The 23,103-nt window shown below is 42.5% G+C and carries 20 protein-coding genes; 6 read left to right on the top strand and 14 right to left on the bottom strand.

Features of this window, described 5'->3' with window-relative positions; translation table 11 throughout:
• Positions 1-83 precede the first annotated feature (83 nt).
• Both AC0L6H_RS13125 and AC0L6H_RS13120 read right to left on the bottom strand, forming a co-directional pair.
• Positions 84-866, bottom strand: a complete 783-nt coding sequence (locus AC0L6H_RS13125) for an ATP-binding cassette domain-containing protein (protein WP_473389479.1) — start codon at positions 864-866, stop codon at positions 84-86.
• A complete protein-coding gene (locus tag AC0L6H_RS13120; protein WP_473389477.1) occupies positions 867-2,522 on the bottom strand; it encodes a glycerol-3-phosphate dehydrogenase/oxidase in 1,656 nt (551 codons plus the stop codon).
• Positions 2,523-2,710: 188 nt separating this feature from the next.
• On the opposite strand from AC0L6H_RS13120, the gene glpK reads away from it, so the two are divergent.
• Positions 2,711-4,195: a glycerol kinase GlpK gene (gene glpK / locus AC0L6H_RS13115; RefSeq protein ID WP_473394532.1), complete on the top strand. Its 1,485-nt coding sequence runs from the start codon at positions 2,711-2,713 to the stop codon at positions 4,193-4,195.
• Here the strand turns inward: glpK and AC0L6H_RS13110 are convergent.
• The 3 genes from AC0L6H_RS13110 to AC0L6H_RS13100 form a co-directional block, all read right to left on the bottom strand.
• Positions 4,178-5,137: a FecCD family ABC transporter permease gene (locus AC0L6H_RS13110; RefSeq protein ID WP_473389476.1), complete on the bottom strand. Its 960-nt coding sequence runs from the start codon at positions 5,135-5,137 to the stop codon at positions 4,178-4,180. The two genes, glpK and AC0L6H_RS13110, sit on opposite strands and share 18 nt — an antisense overlap.
• A 3-nt stretch (positions 5,138-5,140) precedes the next feature.
• Positions 5,141-5,623 carry a low molecular weight protein-tyrosine-phosphatase gene (locus AC0L6H_RS13105; protein ID WP_473389475.1) on the bottom strand — a complete coding sequence of 161 codons (483 nt, stop codon included), beginning with the start codon at positions 5,621-5,623 and terminating at the stop codon, positions 5,141-5,143.
• Between the two features lie 99 nt (positions 5,624-5,722).
• Complete coding sequence (locus AC0L6H_RS13100; RefSeq protein ID WP_473389473.1) at positions 5,723-6,085, bottom strand: hypothetical protein; 363 nt, start codon at positions 6,083-6,085, stop codon at positions 5,723-5,725.
• Positions 6,086-6,202: 117 nt separating this feature from the next.
• On the opposite strand from AC0L6H_RS13100, the gene pepE reads away from it, so the two are divergent.
• The gene (gene pepE, locus AC0L6H_RS13095; protein ID WP_473389472.1) at positions 6,203-6,895 is read left to right on the top strand and encodes a dipeptidase PepE; all 693 of its coding nucleotides are present in this window, start codon (positions 6,203-6,205) and stop codon (positions 6,893-6,895) included.
• Here pepE and bioD read toward each other — a convergent pair.
• The 4 genes from bioD to bioB are packed head-to-tail and all read right to left on the bottom strand — an operon-like array spanning position 6,878 to position 10,914.
• Entirely contained in the window at positions 6,878-7,567 is a 690-nt protein-coding gene (gene bioD / locus AC0L6H_RS13090) for a dethiobiotin synthase (protein WP_473389471.1), read from the bottom strand. The genes pepE and bioD overlap by 18 nt on opposite strands.
• 41 nt (positions 7,568-7,608) lie before the next feature.
• Positions 7,609-8,493, bottom strand: a complete 885-nt coding sequence (locus AC0L6H_RS13085; RefSeq protein ID WP_473389469.1) for a methyltransferase domain-containing protein — start codon at positions 8,491-8,493, stop codon at positions 7,609-7,611.
• Positions 8,490-9,737 (bottom strand): aminotransferase class I/II-fold pyridoxal phosphate-dependent enzyme, encoded by a 1,248-nt coding sequence (locus AC0L6H_RS13080; protein WP_473389468.1) that lies wholly within the window; start codon positions 9,735-9,737, stop codon positions 8,490-8,492. The genes AC0L6H_RS13085 and AC0L6H_RS13080 overlap by 4 nt, the downstream gene beginning before the upstream one ends.
• A gap of 58 nt (positions 9,738-9,795) precedes the next feature.
• A complete protein-coding gene (gene bioB / locus AC0L6H_RS13075; protein ID WP_473389467.1) occupies positions 9,796-10,914 on the bottom strand; it encodes a biotin synthase BioB in 1,119 nt (372 codons plus the stop codon).
• Between the two features lie 120 nt (positions 10,915-11,034).
• Between bioB and bioA the strand changes: the two genes are divergently transcribed.
• Complete coding sequence (gene bioA, locus AC0L6H_RS13070; RefSeq protein WP_473394530.1) at positions 11,035-12,339, top strand: adenosylmethionine--8-amino-7-oxononanoate transaminase; 1,305 nt, start codon at positions 11,035-11,037, stop codon at positions 12,337-12,339.
• A 17-nt stretch (positions 12,340-12,356) separates the two neighbouring features.
• Here bioA and AC0L6H_RS13065 read toward each other — a convergent pair whose 3' ends face one another.
• The 5 genes from AC0L6H_RS13065 to AC0L6H_RS13045 form a co-directional block, all read right to left on the bottom strand.
• The gene (locus tag AC0L6H_RS13065; RefSeq protein ID WP_473389465.1) at positions 12,357-13,730 is read right to left on the bottom strand and encodes a sigma 54-interacting transcriptional regulator; all 1,374 of its coding nucleotides are present in this window, start codon (positions 13,728-13,730) and stop codon (positions 12,357-12,359) included.
• A gap of 11 nt (positions 13,731-13,741) precedes the next feature.
• Entirely contained in the window at positions 13,742-14,344 is a 603-nt protein-coding gene (locus AC0L6H_RS13060) for a hypothetical protein (RefSeq protein WP_473389464.1), read from the bottom strand.
• 43 nt (positions 14,345-14,387) lie between these two features.
• Positions 14,388-15,872, bottom strand: a complete 1,485-nt coding sequence (locus AC0L6H_RS13055) for a sensor histidine kinase (protein WP_473389463.1) — start codon at positions 15,870-15,872, stop codon at positions 14,388-14,390.
• 87 nt (positions 15,873-15,959) lie between these two features.
• The gene (locus tag AC0L6H_RS13050) at positions 15,960-16,211 is read right to left on the bottom strand and encodes a calcium-binding protein (protein ID WP_473389462.1); all 252 of its coding nucleotides are present in this window, start codon (positions 16,209-16,211) and stop codon (positions 15,960-15,962) included.
• Between the two features lie 277 nt (positions 16,212-16,488).
• Positions 16,489-16,908, bottom strand: coding sequence for a hypothetical protein (locus AC0L6H_RS13045; RefSeq protein WP_473389460.1), 420 nt, complete (start codon positions 16,906-16,908; stop codon positions 16,489-16,491).
• A 181-nt stretch (positions 16,909-17,089) separates the two neighbouring features.
• On the opposite strand from AC0L6H_RS13045, the gene asnS reads away from it, so the two are divergent.
• From asnS to AC0L6H_RS13030, 3 genes are all read left to right on the top strand, one after another.
• Complete coding sequence (gene asnS, locus AC0L6H_RS13040) at positions 17,090-18,487, top strand: asparagine--tRNA ligase (RefSeq protein ID WP_473389459.1); 1,398 nt, start codon at positions 17,090-17,092, stop codon at positions 18,485-18,487.
• 183 nt (positions 18,488-18,670) lie between these two features.
• A complete protein-coding gene (locus AC0L6H_RS13035; RefSeq protein WP_473389458.1) occupies positions 18,671-19,858 on the top strand; it encodes an efflux RND transporter periplasmic adaptor subunit in 1,188 nt (395 codons plus the stop codon).
• Between the two features lie 12 nt (positions 19,859-19,870).
• Positions 19,871-23,056: an efflux RND transporter permease subunit gene (locus AC0L6H_RS13030; RefSeq protein ID WP_473389457.1), complete on the top strand. Its 3,186-nt coding sequence runs from the start codon at positions 19,871-19,873 to the stop codon at positions 23,054-23,056.
• Positions 23,057-23,103: the final 47 nt, after the last annotated feature.

The following is a 23,103-nucleotide window of genomic DNA, read 5'->3' as shown; positions in this document are numbered from 1 at the left end:
TTTGATGAAAGGGTAAACGCTAGCGCTTATCTCTTGTTAGCCGTTAAGTATAAGGCTAAAACTGATGACATTCACTGATTAAATTATTTTGCTGCGCTTAAGATATAGGTTTCATTAGGCTTATTGCCCTGTATATGCGAAAAATTGTGCTCAAACACGCTTTGAAGATTGTTAAGTGACAACACCTCATTTGCGAGGCCTTTGTAGGCTAAGCGATTATCATGCATCAATCCAACATGGCTTGCGTATCGCATACTGATATTAACATCATGACTGGTCACAATGAGGGTGTTGCCTAAGTCACAAACATAGCCTAACAACTCCATCACCGCGCTTTGGTGCTTTATGTCTAAATGTGCCATTGGTTCATCAAGTAGCACAATTGCATGTCCAGATTTAATCGCAGGCCAAATTTGAACTAAATTTCTTGCAATATGAAAGCGTTGCTGTTGACCGCCTGACAGCGACGACAAAGGTTTATGCAAAAATGAATTAATGTGCAGGTAATCGTCAATTAACGATGGAAGCGTTGAACATTGGGTATAAAAACTCAAAAGTTGATTGAGCGGTATATCAAATTCACTTTGCTGTTGCTGATGCAAAAAACATCGGGTTTTGGCTAGTTGGGCTAGGGAATATTCTGATAAGGGCATGCCATTTAAGTTAAGCTCACCCGAACACGGTGTTTCAACCCCAGCTAAAAGTAATAACAAACTCGACTTTCCAGCGCCGTTTGGTCCTAATATATGCCAGCATTCGCCCTTTGTGATTTGCATATTAACGGCATTGACTCTTGCTTGAAAGCTTACATCTTGCAAATCAAACAATGGGCCATCAAGGTTTTTTGGCTGCGTTTCTGGGTTCATTTAGGTCACCGCATTTTCGTCAGCATGACACTCTTTACAGTATTGCTCAAGTTGCTCTTGTGCCTTGTCACCAAACAGTATTTGGCAAGCTTCTACAATGCCTTTGGTATGCATAATGTCGCACTTGCGAAGTACCATTTCTATTTTTGAACGTCGGCGTAAAAAATCTTCTAACTTAGTGATCATTTCACGACGCGCGGCATAATGAAGTTCAGCTCGCAGGTATTCGGCGTTTTCAAGCAGTTGTTCAGCTTGTGCAGGATCTCTTTGAATCTCATCTAAAATTTGTAGTGCGTTTATATCGTAACGTCGCCATAAACGTGTGGTGAGTTTTTCTGAAGAATATTCTGGTGTCATGCTATCAAGATCAAGCAGTTTAGCTCGATATTCAAACTCTGCTTTTATTTCATCGCTCGATTCACCATACCAAATAGCATCTTCATAAGGCAAATCAATCCCTAATGATTTAACAATCTGGCTAATCTCTTCACCCACGTTAATGCAATCGGTTAGTTTGCCGCCAAAAATACTCAGGTATTTATCTGCTTCGTTTACATCAACCGCATGTTTACGCGACAAGGCAACCCAGTCAGCGTCGCCATCTTGGCCTTTTACCGCTAACGGTCTTACGCCGCAGCGCTCAGAAATAATGTCTTCATAGGTAAGCGCTTTGGGTAAATCCAATAATTGGTTTACGTTATCGAGAATAAAATCGCGGTCAGCGTCGGTCACCTGAGTATTGGGATCTTCAACTTTATCGTCGGTTGTGCCAATGCAGGTTTTCTTACCCATGGGAATAACAAAAAACAAGCGTCCGTCTGAGGCAAAAAAGGCAAGCACTTTATCTACTTTTGTTAGTTTTTCTACAATTAGGTGCACGCCTTTTGAAAACAGATGTTGGTGCTCTGTTTTTTGCTCATTAGCAGCGTTATATTGGTCAACCATCGGTCCACAAGCATTCACTATTGCTTTTGATTTTATGGTGAAGGATTTTCCGCTAATTTGATCTTTAGCTTGGGTATGCCAGCAAAATTCATTAGGGTTAGCCGAAGTGTTGTTAACGTCTACTTTTACACTCTTTTCTGCTTCAACGTAGTTGGCAACAATCGCTCCATTGTCCATTGAGTTTCGAATAAAATTGAAGACAAAACGCGCGTCGTTGTCGTGTAAAAAGGCATCTGAGTATTCAAATCCCCCCTGTGCATTACTGACATCTATTGCTGGTTCAAATGCTTTAATTTTATCGGTCGACAAAAAAGTAGGCCCTTGGGTAAAAAATCGCCCCATTAACCAGTAAATTAAGGTGCCTGCGTAAACAAACCAAGCAGGAAAACGAAAGCCATTTTGTAGGGTCGTTAAAAAACGAATTTCTTGAACTGTCGATGGATAACTGCGCATTAAATGGTTGCGACTTTTACACAGTTTATTAACGAGTAAATATTCGTGGTTCTCAAGATACTTAATGCCACCCCAAGCTAAATTAGATGAGTTTGATGAGGTTTGCCCTGCAAAGTCACCTTTATCGATAAGGGCGACTTTTAGACCTTTACGCGCTAGACTCGCGGCTGACACTGCGCCATTAATGCCCGCACCTAAAATAAGCACATCAAATTCATGTTCGCCTAGTTTTTTAATATTAGTATCGCGTAGTAGCATTAAAAGTGTGAACCTCTTAGCGTTGAATGGCCATCATTATATTCGTATGCGTTGGATACTACATGCAAACTATGACAGTATAAAGCCTATCATTTGTGGCATCATTTATTAACCGCAATTTACGTGAAGCCATCAAAGATCCTGATAACAACAATGTGTTTGCAATCCATACAAATAAGAGAAGAAATATGAGCAAGGTAGGTATTTTATCCATTGACCAAGGAACTACATCGAGCCGCGCTATTGTATTTGCACTTGACGGCCAACAAATCGCCAATTCTCAACAAGAATTCACCCAACACTATCCTGCCAATGGCTGGGTAGAACACGATGTTGAGGAAATCTGGTCAAGCACACTAGAGAGTTGTAAAGCCGCTATTGAACAAAGCCAAAAGAAAGGTATTGATATTGCCTGCATCGGAATTACCAACCAACGAGAAACCACCATCGTTTGGAACAAGGAAAGCGGCAAAGCTATTTACCCTGCGATTGTTTGGCAAGACAGACGTACCGCACAGTTTTGTGAATCCATAAAACAACATCAAGACAAGGTGCACGCTAAAACAGGCTTGTTGCTAGACCCTTATTTTTCAGCCAGTAAAATAAAATGGATACTCGATGAAGTAGAAGGTGCGCGTAGCCTAGCAAACAAAGGGAAGTTGGCCTTTGGCACAGTTGATAGCTTTCTCATTTGGCGGCTAAGCAAAGGTAAGTCGCATGTTACAGATGCCACTAACGCCAGTCGGACAAATTTATTCAACATACATACGCAGCAGTGGGATGATGAATTACTTAACTTATTTGATATTCCCGCCAATATGCTGCCAGAAGTGCTCGACAGTGCCGCTGACTTTGGCCGCAGTCATGCCGATATTTTAGGAAAAGAGTATCCGATTACCGGCGTTGCAGGTGACCAACAGGCAGCCCTTGTAGGACAATCATGTTTTGACCCTGGGGATTTGAAAAGTACCTACGGTACAGGCTGCTTTGCCTTACTAAACACAGGCGACAATGCGGTGATGTCAAAACACAAGTTGCTCACCACTGTTGGTTATCGATTAAAAGGTAAAACGACCTATGCCCTTGAGGGCGCAATTTTTACTGCAGGCGCGAATATTCAGTGGCTCCGTGACGGTATAGGTGTTTTGCAGCACGCAAAGCAAAGCCAAGTTTTGGCTGAGTCACTCGATTACGATCATGGTGTATTTTTAGTTCCAGGCTTTGCCGGCTTGGGCGCGCCCCATTGGAATCCGAAGGCTCGCGCGAGCTTATTTGGTATGACACGCGCAACGGGTCCGGCACACTTTGCCCGCGCCGCGCTTGAGGCGGTCTGCTATCAAACCCATGAGTTGCAGCAAGCAATGCAAAAAGACGGCATGCCCTCAACCAATGTTTGGGTTGACGGCGGCATGGTTGCCAATGATTGGCTATGTCAATTTTTAAGCGATATTTTACAAGTTGAAGTACAACGACCCAAAATCATGGAGTCAACCGCCTTAGGTGCGGCATTTTTAGCTGGCTTGCAAGTAGGTCTATACGCGTCCTTAGATGATATTGCCAAAGTGAAGACTGTCGACAAGGTATTTGTACCTGAGTTAGGTGATAAAATTCGTGCACGTTTATTAAAAAAATGGGACCTCGCAGTAAGAGCCACCTTAGCGTTTGCTGAATAAAATATAGATAAACATCGGCGCGCCAATGCTCGCGGTCAACATTGAAAGCGGCACACTTGAGGAGAATAAGTACTCATTACAAATGGCGCAAATGGTCATTACGATTGCGCCAAGTAAGCCTGAAAATAAAAATACTTTTTTGTTATCGTAGCCATGAAGCCTGCGCACAGCATGAGGCACCAACAAGCCTAAAAACGCGATTGACCCAGCTATAGACACGCTTAAACCAACCAACAAAGCCACATAGACAAACACTTTCGTTTGCAAAGACTTAGCCTGAACACCCGCTGTTAAGGCCGCTTGTTCACCTAAATACAAAGTATTTAGCGCGGGCGCGTTTTTTGCCAGCATCCACAGACCAAATACCAACACGGGAAATACAAAGGCCATACTATAATAGTTTGTATACTGAAGACTTCCCATTAGCCAAAAGGTTAAACTTTGCAAAGCATGCGGGGGCGCAATTAAATATATCCATCCAACGATTGCACTAAACAGCGTAGAGGTAGCTATACCTGCCAAAATAAAACTAGCAACCGACTGCCCTATTTTCTTTGCCAATAGGTAAATCAAAAAGCCGCTTATACAAGCACCTAAAAAACATAAAATGGGAAGTAAATAAATACTATGTTTATAAAGGGTTTCGTTAGGCACGACTCCCAAACTACTAACAAATACCAAAAAGACTGCCGCCATTAAACTCGCGCCACTCGAAATACCTATAATACTAGGGTCGGCCAAAGGGTTATTTAAATTGACCTGCAAGGCTGCAGAGGCAACTGATATCGCAACACCAACCGCGAATGCTGTCAGTAAGATAGGTAATTTTATATTGAGCAGAATATACCATTCCACCTGCATATTGCCTTGCAATATAGCAGGCAAAAGGTAGATGACAGATAAAAGCACTAAGGCAGCGGCATACCTAAACCAAACAGGCAAACACTATACTTCTTTTGGTTTTTGCGTAAGCGCTTTTAAAAAGCCATCGGCGGCTTGTTCAATTAAATCGAGTACCACTTCAAAGCCTTTTCCATTACCATAATATGGGTCAGGTACTTCATCAAAAGGAGAATCGCAATAAGACATAAACAAACTGATTTTGTGTTGGAGTTCTTCAGGACACTTGCGTTTTAACTCACGGACATTCGAATTGTCCATGGCAATGATGTAATCAAATTCTTCGAAATCGTTCTCGATCACGCGTCGGCATTTTAGGCGGCTTAACTCATAGCCGCGTATGCTCGCCACCTGTTGCGAGCGTTTGTCGGGCGCTGCGCCCTTATGAAAACCGGCTGTGCCTGCTGAATCGATATGAAAATCAAAGCCACGAAGTTTGGCTTTATGTGCAAACACACCTTCAGCTGTAGGAGAACGGCAAATATTACCTAAGCATACAAATAATACTGAGGGAGAAGATTTAGCCACGGTTTACAATCCATTTATTATTCTTCGAGTAAGCAAAAGTATACAAGAGATTTGTCTCTCATGCATACCTAAAAAGTGTCGCAATCAAGGTCTATAAAACTAAGTTTCCGTATTTTGCCTTTTCGCGCTTTTCTTTTCGCGCTTTTCTTTGCGGGCTTGGTCTACTAATTCTTGTTCGTGATTTACCAGCACAAAAGTTAAGTACATTTTTGTGGGTAGCGACATAATCATGCCTACGGCAATGCAACAAGCACTGATAATAATTCCCTTAACGCCCATCGCCTCTATGGTTTCACTATACATATGAAAGTAAATCCCCAACATGATTAAAAGTAAACCTGTTACCATCACTATTTTGAGAATAAGAATTACCTTGTTATCGTTTACCTTATGAGCATCAACCTTGCGATCGTCTTTATCAAGAAGATCATTGTCAGTAGGATTGTTAGTCGTGTTAATCATAAGCGCTGTCCTCAAATTAAAATTGGAGAAGTGTTTCCATCCAATATTCGTATTATACTAGGAATATTAAGCATACTTGTTGATGCAAGTCATAATAAGGAAAGGAAAAAAACAAATATGAATGTACTAATGTTAAGCAGTTCACGCTACGGTGATTACGCCTATCTTGCTTATGCAAAAGACTGGATCGATACCCATTTGCAGGAGGTAAGTGATCTATTATTCATTCCATACGCGGGCGTCACCGTGGGCTGGGATGCCTATACCGATATGGTACGTGCTGCTATACCAGAAAAGAATATTCGCGGAATTCACGAATATGACGACCCTAAATCTGCTGTAGAAGAAGCAAGTGCTATTTTAATAGGCGGCGGCAATACCTTTAATTTGCTGCATCTTTTATATGAACACGATTTAATCGATACGATTAAACGAAAAGTTGAACTAGGTACGCCTTATATAGGTTGGAGTGCGGGTTCTAACATTTGCGGCTTATCTATTCGCACCACCAACGATATGCCCATTATTGAGCCAACTTCTTTTGATGCTTTGCGCTTTGTTAATGCACAATTAAACCCACATTATACTGATTATGTTGCGCCTAATTTTCATGGCGAAACACGCGACCAACGTTTAGCCGAGTTTTGTGTACTTAATCCCAGCACACCGGTATTGGCAATACGTGAAGGAAGCGCCCTCTTAATCCGCGACAATAAGCTAAGTTTACTAGGGTCGTTAAACGCGTTTGTGTTTAGTTCAAACGAAAAAATAGCCTTTAGCGGTGAACAAGACCTAACGGAATACCTCTAAAAAGCTATCGTTTAAGCTTATATCGTTTACTCCAGCAGGCTGATACGGGATTTCAGCAATTTGCGGGCACGGCAGCAGTGCCCGCAAAGATGCGATATTTTCGTGGTAACAAGACATATCACCACTTAATTGATTTGCCACCCAGCCAACGCATTGTAGGCCGTCACTGGTGATCGCTTGGTGAGTGAGAACTGCATGATTCAAGCAACCCAACTTCATGCCAACGACCAAAATAACCTTGAGTTGATTTTGCAGCGCAAAATCTGAAAAGTACCTACCTTCATTATTAAGTGGTAAACGCCACCCTCCAGCGCCTTCAACCAACAACCATCTAGGATTGTGCATTCTGGCTTTATCAAGGCAGTCTTGTACTTGCGCCATGCTAATAGGCTTTGACTGCTGCTGGGCAGCAATATGCGGGGCTATATAGGCTTCGTAGCTAATTGGGTTTATCGTATTGTAATCGACCTTTATTCCACTGGCTGCTTGTAATTTTAATGCGTCATCATTGCGCAGGCCTTCCGGCGTCATTTCGCAACCTGCTGAAATTGGTTTTATACCAAGAGTATGTTCACTAATTTTGTTTAAGGACTTAAGTAACAGCACGCTAGCAACCGTTTTACCTGCGTCGGTATCCGTGCCGGTAACAAAGTAGGTACGCATGCTTTGCATTTTTTTATCCTCTAGATGGGTAAATGATATCGTTGGCTTATTTAAACGCTAATCTCTAAAAACAGAAGGTCATAACACAAAGGAAGAAGAGCGCTGGCGTTATGTTTTTCACGTATAAACTGCGTTAAATGCCGAAGCTCTTGTTTAGAAATGTAGGTGCTTACTTGAGCATTGGCACTAACCCGTGTGTTTGCACCAATTTGCTTGATTGACGACAACATATCTACCACGCTGTCATGCTGACTGATAAATTGCTTATGTGTAGCACTAATGCTGATGGGCAATTGCTTTGCTGCATTTAGCCAAGTTTGTGCACCATGAAAAGTATTTACTCTACTGGGAAGCGCAAAATGCTGCCAAGCTTGTTGTAAGTCGTCAAAGGATTCACCCGTTAATATACCCAATAAAGCCTTTGCGCCCGGCTTTAATACTCTGAGCACTTCCTTAAGCACTAGTTCAGGAGATTCGCACCACTGCAGGGCCATTGATGAATATACGATATCGACACTTCTCGATTGTATGGGTAATGATTCAGCGTCGCCATTGGTTAAATATAATGATGCATTGCTACTTTGAACTGCTTTATTTTCTTGTCGTGCTGTGCGCAGCATATTTAGTGAAATGTCGAGCCCAATCACCTGCTTTGCAACTTGATTTTGAGCCTTAAAAGACGACGCTGTGCCACAACCTATATCAAGCAAAAAATCGACTTTAGAATGAGCGCCAATACAATTATTCAACTTTGTTAAACCATAGTCCGCAATTTCTTGTTGCACAACGGCCAAAGAAGTATAGCGAGCTGCTGCTTTATCAAACCCACGAGCAACTTGGACTTTATCAACACTTTGATTAGCCGTTTTTTGTGCACTGCTAGTGCTACAAACGTTTTCGTCAGCCTCTGGTAATGAACAGTTTAGCAGCGTCATTGGCAGCTAGCCTTACTAACCGTGTTTTTCAACAAAGGTAGAACGCATAAACATAAGCCGTCAAGCAAAGCATCTATATCTTTAATGCTATGGACTGCGCTTAAGGTGATGCGCAATCGGTCAGTATTTTTGGGCACTGTGGGTGTGCGAATGGCTGGTACCCATAACCCCAAATCTGCAAGTTTTTCACTGCAGTTAAGGGCATCTACAGGATCACCAATAACGATAGCTTGAATTGCACTTGTTGATTCCAAGATTGGCAGCCCTTTTTGCTTTGCCTGCTCGCTAAAATAAGCGATATTTTGATGCAGCTTTTCGCGCTCTACACCTTGCTCGACCAGTGCAAGTGCTGTGCGTATTGCCCGCGCTTGAGCAGGGCTAATAGCAGTGCTGTATACATAGTGCTTACTCAGATTAACCATGTACTCAATCAATTCAACACTGCCTGCGACAAATGCGCCAGAGTTACCAAGGGCTTTACCAAAAGTGCCCATGATGATATCGATTTTGCTGCTATCAATATGCTCACAATCAGCACTACCAAAACCGTTTGTGCCCAGCACACCAATAGCATGGGCATCGTCAATCATTAACCATGGGCGCTCGGCTTTACTTGTATGGCTTTTTTCTATGATTTGTTGCAACTCGGCGATGTTGCCCGCATCACCGTCCATACTAAAAATGCCTTCGGTAGCTAACAAAGAATCTGGGCCCGCTTTAGCAATCAAATTAGCAGCATGGCGCATATCATTGTGCTTATATCGAGCCATATGCGCGCCGGTGTCGAGCGCGCCTTGAATAAAAGACGCGTGCATATATTTGTCTGCAATGATGTGGCCACCGCTTGTGGTAGTTGCGCTCGTCGACTTGTCACGTGGGGCATTGTTAAACAAAGCATGGCAAATCGCTTGGTTTGCCGAAAAGCCGCTACTAAATAACATAGCAGCGGGTTTATTTAAGACCTCACACAAATCATCTTCAAGGGCTTTATGTTCAGCGCTATAGCCGGTCACAAGAGATGAAGCACCGCTACCGCTGCCGTATACAGCCAAACCTTCAACGTAGCTTTGCAAGACTTGCTCATGCTGACTCAAGCCCAAATAATCATTGCTGGCAAATTGAATGTAATGACGGCCATTGATTTCAATAATACCGTCTTTATTACTTACCACAGGTAACCTTACCCGGCGTAAAGACGATTCTTCGCGCCGGCGTAACTCACTCGTTAAAAAATCAAATGCCATTAGTCGCTACCAAGTAGAAGGTGAGAAACAACATGCACACATCGTGAGTCTCATATTTTTATTGGCTTACGGATTTGTTTAACGAGGTTTTCGTGGCATCAACAAATAAATCACTCGCGCTATTTTGCTCTATTTCTTCGTGCAACGCAGCTTCATACGCTTCGTCTGAATAAGCGCGTGTATGTTCTGAATTAATCCCTAGTTTTCTAAATAGCTGCACGTCTTCATGGGTTTCAGGATTAGAGGTTGTGAGTAGCTTACAGCCATAAAAAATAGAGTTAGCTCCTGCCATAAAGCACATAGCTTGCATTTGTTCGTTCATCGCTTCACGCCCTGCTGACAAACGAACAAAAGATTTAGGCATCAAAATACGGGCTACCGCAATGGTTCGAATAAATTCGAAAGAATCAAGATCTTCCACCTTATCTAGCGGCGTACCTTTAACTTTCACTAACATGTTGATTGGCACACTTTCAGGATGTTGCGGCAGGTTAGCTAATTGCATTAGTAGCCCAGACCTATCTTCAGCACTCTCGCCCATACCTACAATGCCCCCTGAACAAACATTCATGCCTGATTCGCGGACGTTTTCTAGGGTCGTTAGGCGGTCTTGATAGGTACGCGTGGTAATAATATCACCGTAGTATTCAGGCGAAGTATCCAAATTATGATTGTAGTAATCAAGCCCCGCTTGCTTGAGGGCTAAGGCTTGTTCGCGGCTTAACATGCCTAAGGTCATGCAAGTCTCAAGACCTAGCTTTTTCACCTCTTTGACCATGTCGATAACATAGGGCATATCACGTTCTTTTGGATTGCGCCAAGCAGCACCCATACAAAAACGCGTAGAACCGGTCGCCCGCGCTTCTTTGGCTCGTTCAATGACTTTTTCTATTTCTAATAAGCGTTCTTTTTCAAGCCCAGTGTCGTAACGTGCACTTTGTGGACAGTAAGCGCAATCTTCAGGGCAAGCGCCCGTTTTAATCGACAACAGTGTGCTAACTTGCACATAGTTCGCATTAAAGTACTCTCGATGAACGCATTGTGCTTTAAACATTAAATCGTTAAAAGGCATAGCAAACAAGGCGTTCACTTCTTCTACCGACCAGTCGTGACGAATGTCGTTATTATTATTTTTAACAGGATTTGCAGTGCTTGTGTGTTCGGCGATGGCGGTCATAAAAAGGTTTACTCTTAACTAAATTGTCACTAGTCTATGACCCGAGTAATATTTGTCAACGTAAATTATTAACGCACCTGCACTACAGGTTAAATATTGAGCAATTCAGAGCGAAACGCAATGTCCCCAGATTTTTCAGATCGTGCACATCTAAGTACAATTGAATTTGATAAACGCCATATATGGCATCCCTATACCTCAGCGAATGCGCCCCTGCCGTGCTATGAGGTAGTTGATGCTAAGGGCGTGCGTTTAACGCTCAGCACTGGTGAACAAATAGTTGATGGGATGTCTTCTTGGTGGGCGGCTATACACGGTTACAAACATCCTGTGTTAAATGCGGCCGCAAAGCAGCAAATAGATGCTTTCTCCCACGTTATGTTTGGTGGTTTGACTCATCAACCTGCCGTTGATTTATGCCGAAAACTTATCGATATCAGCCCGGAAGGATTAAACCGCGTATTTCTTGCAGACTCGGGCTCTGTAGCGGTAGAAGTGGCCATCAAAATGGCTATGCAGTATTGGGCTTGTCAGGGCCGCCTTGAAAAAAATAAATTGCTTGCCCCGCGCAATGGCTATCATGGCGATACTTTTGCAGCAATGTCTGTATGCGATCCAATCAACGGTATGCATTCTTTGTTTAAAAATAGTCTTATTGAACATCACTTTGCGCCGGCTCCGCAAACACGCTTTGAGCAACGTTGGAATCCAGATGACATAGCGCCAATGCGCGATATTTTGGAAAAAGAACACGGCAATATCGCAGCACTCATTTTAGAACCCGTTGTACAAGGTGCTGGCGGTATGCGCCTTTACCATCCTGAATACCTCAGAGCATGTCGCAAACTTTGCGACCAGTACGACGTGTTACTCATTTGCGATGAAATCGCTACAGGATTTGGGCGTTCGGGTAAGTTATTTGCCTGCAATCATGTTGATATTACCCCAGATATAATGTGTTTAGGTAAGGCCATTACTGGAGGCTACATGACGTTGGCCGCCACCCTTTGTACCGATGATGTTGCCCAAGGTGTCTGTGAAGGAAGCCCAGGGGTATTTATGCATGGACCTACGTTTATGGGCAACCCACTAGCCTGCGCAGTCGCTAATGCGAGTATTGACCTATTGCTTAGCTCAAATTGGGAAGACCAAGTAGAGGCTATCTTTAAGCAATTAAGTGACGAACTACTGCCACTAAAAGACCACCCTGCGGTCGCCGATGTAAGAACCCTTGGGGCAATTGGTGTTGTAGAGCTAAAACAAGCCGTTGATGTAGCCGCTATCCAAAAGGTATTTATTCAACACGGTGCATGGATACGACCCTTTGGTAAATTGGTGTATGTGATGCCACCCTTTATTTGCACACCAGAAGATATAAGTATACTCACTAACGCGATTGCAAAAGGGATAGAAGCGACCTGCTAACTAAGGGCTTAGTACTTCTATTGCGTTGGCCTAAAATCACCCGCTATTAAACCATGCTTCTTCATTAGTTTATGCATGTCAGTGCGGTTACGGCCAGCAAGATCAGACGCTCTAGTCACGTTGCCTTCGGTTAGTTGTAGTAAACGACATAAGTATTCATATTCAAATGAATCCCTAGCTTCGGTCAGACTTGGCCAATGCTTGTTCTCTTGTGATAATGCCTGCTCAACCAAGCTTGCAGGAATAATCTGTGAATTTGTTAAGGCTACGCAGCGCTCAACCACATTAACTAACTGGCGAACGTTTCCTGGCCAGTCATACTTAGTCAGTAGCGTTAGTGCATCATCGGCAAATTTTAAAACGTCGATATTATGCTTGATGGCGCTTATTTTAAGTAAATGTTCGGCTAAAATAGGAATATCTTCAAACCTATCTTTAAGTGGCGGAATTTCTAAATCAACCACATTTAAGCGATAAAATAAGTCTTCCCTAAACTCATTCACTTCCATCGCCTTTTGCAAGTTTTTGTGTGTTGCCGAAATAAGCCTAACGTCTATCTCAATACTTTGGCTTGAACCCACAGGACGCACGGTTCGTTCTTGCAATGCCCGCAGCAGCTTTACTTGCAATGAAAGAGGCATGTCGCCAATTTCATCTAAAAATAAGGTACCACCATCGGCCTCTCTAAAAAGACCAATGTTATTTTGAAAGGCCCCGGTGTAAGCGCCTTTTACGTGTCCAAACAGCTCGGATTCGAGTAAATCTTCAGGTAAAGCAGAACAATTAATAGCAACAAAAGGTTTGTCGCTGCGATCACTGGCTTTGTGAATCGCTTTAGCGAGCAGTTCCTTGCCGGTGCCACTGGCGCCTGAAATAAGCACACTGACATTTTTATCTGCAATTTGCTCAGCTTGCTTCAATAGCCTTATCATGTCGGGAGAGCGAGTAATAATATCGGCGCACCAATCCCCTATCTTTTCTTGGCGACGGTTTTGTGCAACCGCTTTATTTAGGGTTTTACGTAACTCTGTGTGGTCAACAGGTTTGGTTATAAAACTATAAACCCCGCGCTGCGTGGCAGCAACTGCGTCTTTAATGGTGCCATGTGCGGTCATTAAAATGACCGGAAGGTCGCGGTGTTTCTGTAAAATCTCGTCAAACAAACTCAAACCATCCATGCCGGGCATGCGTAAATCACTCAGCACGACGTCAAAAGATTTGTGGTAGGTCAGCCTGAGTGCATGCGTGGCATTATTGACACTCGTTACATCAAAACCTTCACCCTCAAGCCTTATAGACATTAACCGTAACAAGCATTCGTCATCATCAATTAGCAATAACTTGGGTCTGTAAACTGGCTGAGACTGAGCCTCTTGCTGAAATTTTTCCATTATGCCTCCCCTCACCGGTTTTCATTCTTATTTTGTTTTAAAAGGTCTGTCTCTACTCTGAGTAATTGTTCTACTTGCTCTGTCTGTATTTGCAGTTCCTGTTCTTTTTCGCTTAGGCGCAATTGCAAGGCTTGGATACTTTTTGCCTGTCGCTCATTCACTCGGCTTAACACCGTCACTGCCGATTCAAATTCTAGCAACTGTTTACTGTTTTTATAAATAATCTTTTCCAATAGTGTTGTCATCAACTTTGGTGATTTACTTGCCAAACTCGTAATCCAGTTTTGAGCACGTAACCTATGCTGATATGGAGTATCTTCGCCTTGACTCAATAATATCTTTTTGATGATGGATGTTGGCTGCTCATCAAGTTCGTTAATCATTTCCATGCGTGCTTGCCACTGCACATTTTGATGCTCGATAGCATAAAGAAGCCAGTGCTCTGCACGACAAAACTCGGCAAAACTATTTTGCTGTTGTTGGTTTTCACAAAAATTTCCGCTCAAACCAACTTCAGTTTTTGATGGTGTATTTAGCTTGCTGAGGATTTCACACCCTCCAAGCAACACTACTATGCCTATTACTAGGCCTACTTTGCTAAACTGTAAGTACATGCATTTGCTCACGTTTCTTTTACTCGTTCTATGGTTGGCTTAATTAACTTGAATGCTTATTCTCTTTACTTGTGCGCTTAGGCAGGCGAATTCTAAAACAGACATCTGCAAGTGTATCATCAATAATACTCACATCGCCCCCAAGCAGTCGGGCACAATCATTAACAATAGATAAACCTAAGCCGGCACCTATTACTTTATCGTTTCTGGTGCGTTGACCACGCTTGAATGGTTCAAAAATTTCTGCCCGTGCAGACTCAGAAATTTTCTGTCCTGAATTAAGTACGTCGATGTAGCTATAACTGCTTTGACTCTGTGAACGTATAATAATTTCACTCTCGATGTCGCCATGTGCAATGGCGTTTGACACTAAGTTGTCAAGTGCCCTTCGCAGCAGCTCAGGATCGCTCACAATAGTATGGCTGTCAGCAATATTAAGTGTAATGCTTTGCTTATTCTGGCTTAACAATAAGGCATATTGCTCAACGCAATCATTGACCAATTCACCCACATTTACCTTCTCAAATGTAGGCTCTGCTTGTTGTAATAAGGCATTGTAGTCTAGTAATTTAACAATGAGTAAGTTTAGTCGTTCGGTTGACATACTAAGTAAGCTCACCACTTCTTTTTGCGCTGTTGTCAACTCACCCACCAAACCTTGGTCTAGAATTTCGCAACCCTCCTTAATACTCGCCATGGGTGTTTTTAATTCATGTGAGGCATGGCGAAGCAGCGCTGTGCGTACTTTCTCTAACTGTTGGATGCGGTCGTTGAGCCAGTATAGGTCTCGCTCAACGGCCATGAGTTCTCGCGGACCTTCTAGTGTTGCTTCAGGCAAGGTCGTTTCGTTATTTGCTATTTTACGGATGATACTTTGCAATTTGCGTATTGGTTTAATAATAAGTTGGGTGGCAATTATCGTTAATCCTAAGGATAGCAATACCAACAAGGCTGTAGACCAACCTTGTCTACTCTGTACTTCTTCTAAAAAAACTTGTTGCGACTTTATTCTTTGATTAATGAGTTGCTGTACTTGTCGGCGCAATACTTGCTGAGATTGGCGTAAATCTGCAAGCTGGGCATCTAGTAGCAAGTTGTCATTAGTGCTTGGATAGTTAGCTAAATTGGATAGGCTTTGTTCTAACTGATTGCACTGATTAACATCACTAATTTGCTCACAAATAAAAGATAGTTTACTTGAATAGCTTGCTATCGCGGTATCGGCAAGTGCTTGTAATTGCGCTCTAGGAAAAACTTGATACTGACGAACGAGGCGCTCCACATCGTTAGCTAAAGCCTCTAATTCGCGCATTTCACTGGTCATAAACACGAAATATGTCGTATTCGTGGCGCTCAGTTGACTCATAGAATCAAAATCGCGTTGACTTTGCCACAGCAAGGCAATAAGAGGTACTAGCGCAACGAAAAAGCTGCCTAGTATGAGTTGTCGGAGTGAGCGGACTTGCAAAATTTCGCCAAAGTGGTTTGCCTTTAACGCTAGCTTTGCAAATAAACCGTTTAGGTTCAAGTTGTTATTCGTTTACGAAAGAGTAAAAGGGCGACCAACCCAATTTGCGTCAGGCTAGCCACCAAAACCTTAAGTACCAAGGATTAATTAGCCCTCACTTAATCCGCTAGAACTTAGTTCATCCATACTAATATAGCCATCTTCATTGAGATCAATCTCATTAAATTTCTCAAGCAATTGAGAGTGTCCTGCCGCCTCTCTTAATGAAAGTAGACCATCGCGATTTGTATCCAAGGTGGCAAACAAGCTTTCTTGAGCGTTTACGCCCGCTAACGAAGTAATTGTTTGAAGTGCAATGATAGTTAAGCCTATTACTGCTATCTTTTTGAATGTGTTCATAATGTAGTCCTTTTCTTTTGATTAAAGAGATAGGTAGTTTCAAGCAGCAAGATAAAAACCACGAATCAGGTATTCAATAGGACTATTACAATATGTATGCCACTAATATATAACTAAGTATAATCAATGACTTAAGCTTTTTCGGGAGTGATTATTACGGGAAGACTGTCTCCTTTTGAAGACAGTGAACTTTGAACGTTTTTTATATTCGCAAGAAAAATAGGAATTATTGATAATTTTCAACAACATAGCCTATGTATCCAATTAGACACAGAGGCTACACTGCTAGATATAAGGTCACCAAGCTAGTTACCGATATCACTAATAAAATCAATACATTAACACCAAATCTATCGTGTTTTCTGCGATTTCGACGACTACGAAGGCCGATGGTAAAAATAGTCGTTAACAAACACAATTGAAGTAAATTTAGCAAATCGCCTAAATGCTCTTTAGACCAAAATTCTCGACCTTCTATTCCCCAATAGTTTTGCACTCCCGCAATAAACTCTGGGCGAGCATAATGAAACAGAATTAAAGACGCGATTAAAAATATCCAAGCAACAATATTCAAGCCCAGCACGATTTGATAAAAGGTGTCTTGTTTACGATTTATTTTTCGTCTGTCTTTGAATAGTGTCGGCATTTCTAGCGACGTTTCGTCAAAAGGCTCATTTGAATTGTGATTTTTTGCCATTTTTATTCAGCATATTCCTGTTACGGTAGTGTCATCAAGGTTTGAGTCAAGTATACTATTGGCAATTAGATAAACAATTGCAACTTTACTACTCAAGTATGAATATTTCGCTGTGAACTGTTTTGTTACACAGGTTTTCGGCTAATAAAACAATCGCTTGAGCGGATTAATGGAGAATAACATGAGTGAAGCCCCAGTCGCCGACGTATTGGCTGGTAAATTTGAGGTAGGTAGTACTATAAGCGTGCAAGGATGGGTACGGACAAAACGTGATTCTAAAGCCGGTTTGTCATTTGTAGCCGTGCATGATGGTAGCTGTTTTGATCCTGTACAAGTGGTTGCCTTAAATACGCTTAGTAATTATCAAGACGTCCTAAAATTAACTACTGGGTGTTCCCTTATTGCTACCGGCGTGATTAAGCAATCTGAAGGTAAAGGGCAAGCGCTTGAAATAGAAGCAAGTGAGATTCAAGTTGTAGGTTGGGTTGAAAACCCAGACACTTATCCGATGGCCGCTAAGCGACATAGCATAGAGTATTTGCGTGAACACGCACACCTGCGTGCTCGAACAAATCTGATTGGAGCTGTGACGCGAGTACGTAATTCACTTTCTCAAGCCGTGCATCGCTTTTTTCATGAACGTGGCCATATGTGGATAAGCACGCCTATTCTAACCGCCTCTGATACTGAAGGCGCAGGTGAAATGTTTAGGGTGTCTACACTCGATATGCAAAACTTGCCCTTAACTGATAAAGGCGCGGTTGACTACAGCCAAGACTTTTTTGGAAAAGAAACTTTTCTTACGGTTTCTGGACAGCTAAACGTTGAAACTTACTGTACGGCGATGTCTAAAGTTTATACCTTTGGACCTACATTTAGAGCAGAAAACTCGAATACCAGCCGTCATCTTGCTGAGTTTTGGATGATTGAGCCAGAGGTTGCCTTTGCCGATTTATCCGATATTGCGCAACTAGCAGAAGACTTATTGAAGTATGTCGTAAAAGCCGTTCTCGAAGAGCGCGCAGACGATATGGCCTTCTTTCAACAACGTGTCGATAAAAACGTTATCAACCGCTTAAGCGCGCTAACACAATCTGAATTTGTGCGTATGGACTATACCGATGCCATTGAGATATTGCTTAATAGCGGCAAAAAATTCGAATACCCAGTAAAATGGGGTGTCGATTTATCTTCAGAACATGAGCGTTATTTGGCTGAAGAACATGTTGGCGCACCTATCATCATGCAAAACTACCCGAAAGATATCAAAGCCTTTTATATGCGTATAAATGACGATGGTAAAACCGTAGCTGCGATGGATGTATTAGCACCAGGTATTGGTGAAATCATTGGTGGTTCACAACGCGAAGAACGACTTGATGTATTTGACCAACGTTTAAAAGAAATGAATTTAGATGCCGAAGATTATGCTTGGTATCGAGACTTACGTCGCTATGGCACAGTCCCCCACTCCGGTTTTGGTCTTGGCTTTGAACGCTTAGTTGCCTATGTTACCGGCGTACAAAATGTGCGTGATGTCATCCCCTTCCCAAGGACACCTGGCAACGCCAATTATTAGGCTAAGGGTTACCGAAATTTAATCAAAGGCGTAGATATTTTCTACGCCTTTTTCGTATACAGACGATAAATCAGTTGATAATAAATATTTCGTTACATTTGGCACATATCTTAGTCATACATTGCGCGTACAATCGCAGCTAATTTAGTAAAGTTCATTCGAATCTTAAAGGGACCGAACAACATGAGACCTGTATTCATCAAAATAGCAATATTCATCGCCATGATCATCGTGGCGGTAGGCGCGATGAGTCTTATTAAGGCTGTGGCCGAAGAAGCTGAAGAGAAAAAGCCGGTTGATGCTAGACCAGTCGTTAGCATAGAGTCCTTGGTTCCTATTGACCATCAAGTAAACATCACTAGTTTTGGAGAGCTAATGCCTCTTGAACGCACCGAACTGTCAGCACAAGTCAGTGGTGAAGTACTCAGCTGGAACAAAAATTTTGTTGCTGGTGGTGTTGTAGAGCGCGGTGAAGTTTTGTTCACTATTGAGGCCGACACCTATGAAGCCGCAGTATTGCAAGCCGAAGCGCAAATATCTCTTGCTCAAGCGACCCTAACTGAAGAGCTAGCACGCCAACAAGTCGCCAAGCAAGAAGCGCGTAATCTTCCAAAAACTCAAGTTAGCGATCTGTATTTGCGCAAACCACAGGTTATTAGCGCGCAAGCACAGTTAAAATCAGCTGAGGCATCCCTTCGAATTGCTAAACGTAACTTAGCGAAAACTGAAGTACGTGCTCCTTATGATGCGTTAATCGTCTCAAGAAGCATTGGTACAGGTCAATTCGTTAGTGCCGGCATGCAAGTCGCGGTCATCAATAACATAGAAACTGCCGAGGTAACGATTCCAATTGCTGGTTTTGACGCACCCTTTGTAAAAGATAGTCTCGCTGACACCATCGCAACGGTTAGTACGAAAGGCAACATGAACGTTCAACGCGAGGGAATTGTTCACCGTAACATTGGTGTAGTTGACCAAAACACACGCATGCAACACCTAGTCATTCGAATTGACGACCCATATGGCGTAAAAAGTAGCGCGCCAAGCATTAAATTTGGTACCTACGTAGAAGTAAGTTTTGCCGGTAAAGTACTTAAAGACGTATTTAAGATCCCTCAGTCATTGGTCAATAAAAGAAAGGTTTGGTTGGTAGACAAGGACAATCTGCTTGAATCTCATCGTGTTGAAGTTTTGCGTGAAGAAGGAACGTTTTTTTACATAAGCAGTGGTGTAAAAGAAAGCGACCGTTTAGTTAAAAACTTGCCCGAATATCCGCAAAAAGGCATGGAAGTTAAGATCATTGATGATAAAGGGGCGGTAGCTTCGTCAAGTACCGGTATCGCTGCTTCAGCCTTAAGTCCGGCGCGATAGGGAGCGAAAAAAATGAACAATCAATCGCAGGTGCCAACAGAAAATTATTCCGTTAGTGGTGGGGGCATAATCGGTTATTTCGCTCGCAATGCCGTTGCTTCAAACCTAATGATGTTTATGATAATTTTGCTGGGGGTATTTAGTTATATTACGATTCAAAAACAAATGTTCCCGAGCATTGAATTTAACTATATCAACGCTTATGTGTCTTATCCTGGTGCCTCGCCACGAGAAATAGAAGAATCCATCACGATAAAGATAGAAGAGGCCATAAAAGACTTACCAGAAATAAAGAAAAGCGTTGGCCGTACTTTTCGTGGTGGCGCACGGGTCACAATGGAAATAGAGCCTGACGAAAACTTACCTGATGTGCTCAACAAAATAAAAGCCAGAATCGATGGCGTGGCAACCTTTCCAGCAGCCATGGAACCAATCAATGTAACACAAGCCCAATTTGAACAGCCTGTATTGGAACTTTCCTTGGTGGGTGATATTCCACTTACCGATTTGAAACCGCTGGCGCAGCAAGTAGAAGATGAGTTACTCGCCTTATCTAATGTTCAAATTGCTACAGCCAACGCACCGGCGGATGAAATTGCGGTTGAAATTAAACCTGAAATGCTACGCAAATATAGCTTAACGATCAATGATGTTACGCAAGCGATTCGTCGCTACTCAGCCAATTACTCTGCCGGTCAAATTAAAACCGACACCGGCACCATCGCCGTTCGCGTAGAAAATCAGTTTTACAATGGTGAAGAATTTGCTGACATTCCCGTAAAGATTGGTTCTGGCGGTTCAAGAGTGCTCTTAAGAGACGTAGCAACTATTTTGGATGGCTTTGAAGAAGGCGAACGATACTTTAAATTCAACGGCAAAAATGCGATGTCGATTCAGGTGAATGCAACCCGTTCACAAAATATTATTCCAGTGTCCAACTCGGTCAAAGCCTACATAGAAGACCGCAATAAATCCTTGCCTAACGGCGTAGAAATCAAAACGGTAGTCGATTTTACTTATTACCTAAACGGCCGCTTAGACATGATGCTAAATAATCTTACCCAAGGAGCCATACTTGTCTTTATTATGCTGGCCCTGTTCTTGCGCTTTAAACTCGCATTTTGGGTAATGATTGGCCTACCTATCTGCTTTTTAGGGGCAATGGCCTTAATGCCAATGCTTGGCGTGACAATTAATATTTTATCGCTATTTGCCTTTATTATGGTGCTGGGGATTGTGGTTGATGATGCCATTGTCATAGGGGAAAGCGCCTACACCGAAATTGAAGGCAAAGGCAATAGCGTTCACAATGTTGTGATGGGCGCAAAACGCGTAGCAACGCCAGCCACTTTTGGTGTCCTGACCACAATGGCGGTGTTTGTTCCCGTGCTGTTTAGCTCAGGCCCTTCTGCCGACTTCTTTTTCAATATATCAGCGGTCGTCATATTATGCTTAACATTTTCGTTGATTGAATCGAAATTGATATTACCCGCACACATAGCCTCTTCGACCTTTAAGCCGTTATCAAAGGACAGTTGGCGTCATAAATTTAACAAGCGCTTTTTTGGTTTTGTAAATGTCCCATATAAAAACTTTATAAAACGCTGCACAGACAACCGCTGGCTTACCTTCTTTTTCTTCATAGTCATGCTGTTTATTGCTGGGCAACTCGTGTCAAATAACATTGTACGCGTTGTACCAGAGCCTTCTGTACCTCACGACTTCCCTAGTATAAGCATAGAGATGAGCGAGACGATTGCTGATACCGATACGATTTTGGCCCTGCAAACCATTGAGCAAGTCATTTTAGATGTAGAAAAAGAAATAATAGAAGAATATGGCAGCGGTATGGTCCGCGATATTATGGTATATAACCGTGGCCGCAATGAAGGACGTATTATGGCGCCCCTTGTTGACGAAGAACTACGTCATTTTAATACCTTTGAGCTAGCGCGCAGATGGCGTGAACGCATTCCCGAAATATCTGGTATGAAGTCATTTACGATTCAAGATGATCTCAATGGTGGTGGCGATGACGGCGAATTTGGCTATTTAATCTTTGGTTCTGATATCGAAACCTTAAACGATGCTGGGCGTTATTTAATTGATAAACTGCAAGGCCAAACAGGCGTGTTTGACGTAAGTTCGACCATTGATCCTAGCAGTAAAGAAGTGCAAATGACCTTAAAGCCGGTTGCCTATGATTTAGGCTTAGATTTATCTAGCGTTGCAGGGCAAGTAGGTGCCAGCTTTTACGGTGGTGAAGCACAAAGAGTCCTTCGTAACGGTGAAGAAGTGCGGGTAATGGTGCGCTATCCCCAATTAACCAGAGAACGTTTTGCAGATCTTAAATATACAGTCATCAGAACGCCGTCTGGTCAAGAAGTGCTACTGGGCGATGTTGTTGAGCTAAGTGAATCCCCGGGCATCAGTTATATTCGCCGCGAAGGTGGCTTTAGAAGCGTTTATGTATGGGGCTCTATCGACGAAGAAGTCATTGAACCAAGTGAAGTGGTTGAGAACATAAAAGAAAATCTTTTGCCAGACATGCAAAAAGAGTTTCCCTCTATTAAGACAGAACTTGGTGGTAAAATTGAAGAGCAGCAATCACAAAACATTGAGCAAATGCAGTTCTTTGTCACCGGCCTAGCCTTTGTTTATCTGTTGCTTGCTATCCCACTTAAAAGCTATGCCCAGCCCCTTATTATTATGTCGGTTATTCCCTTCAGTTTTACCGGCGCAATATGGGGGCACGCGTTTTTTGGTCTAGACCTCAGCCTATTTTCTTTCTTTGGGCTGATTGCAGCAGCAGGTGTTGTTGTTAATGACTCACTGGTAATGACCGACTATGTCAATAGTCGGCGAAAAGAAGGCTATAGTGTAAAAGACGCTGTAATAGAAGCAGGTTGTGCTCGCTTTAGAGCGATTACATTGACCTCAATTACAACCTTTGTTGGTGTATTGCCCATTATGTTTGAAACAAGCTTACAAGCTGGCTTTGTAATTCCCATGGCGGTGGGGTTAGGCTTTGCAGTAATGTACGCTACCTTAGTGACATTAATTTTAGTGCCGAGCTTATATATTATTGGTAATGATATTGGACGCTTTTTTAGGTTTATATTTAAGGGTATAAAAAGCTTGTTTACGCGGAAGAAAAACGCTAACACGAATCCCATTTCGGCGACAGAAAGTGACTAATTGTTGGACGATAATTATGGTTGGTGTTTTTTAATATAGGTTAATAG

The sequence above is a fragment of the Glaciecola sp. G7-5 genome, from assembly GCF_055808975.1.
The sequence above is the reverse complement of the archived record's forward strand: the minus strand, read 5'-3'. Positions and strand labels throughout refer to the sequence as shown.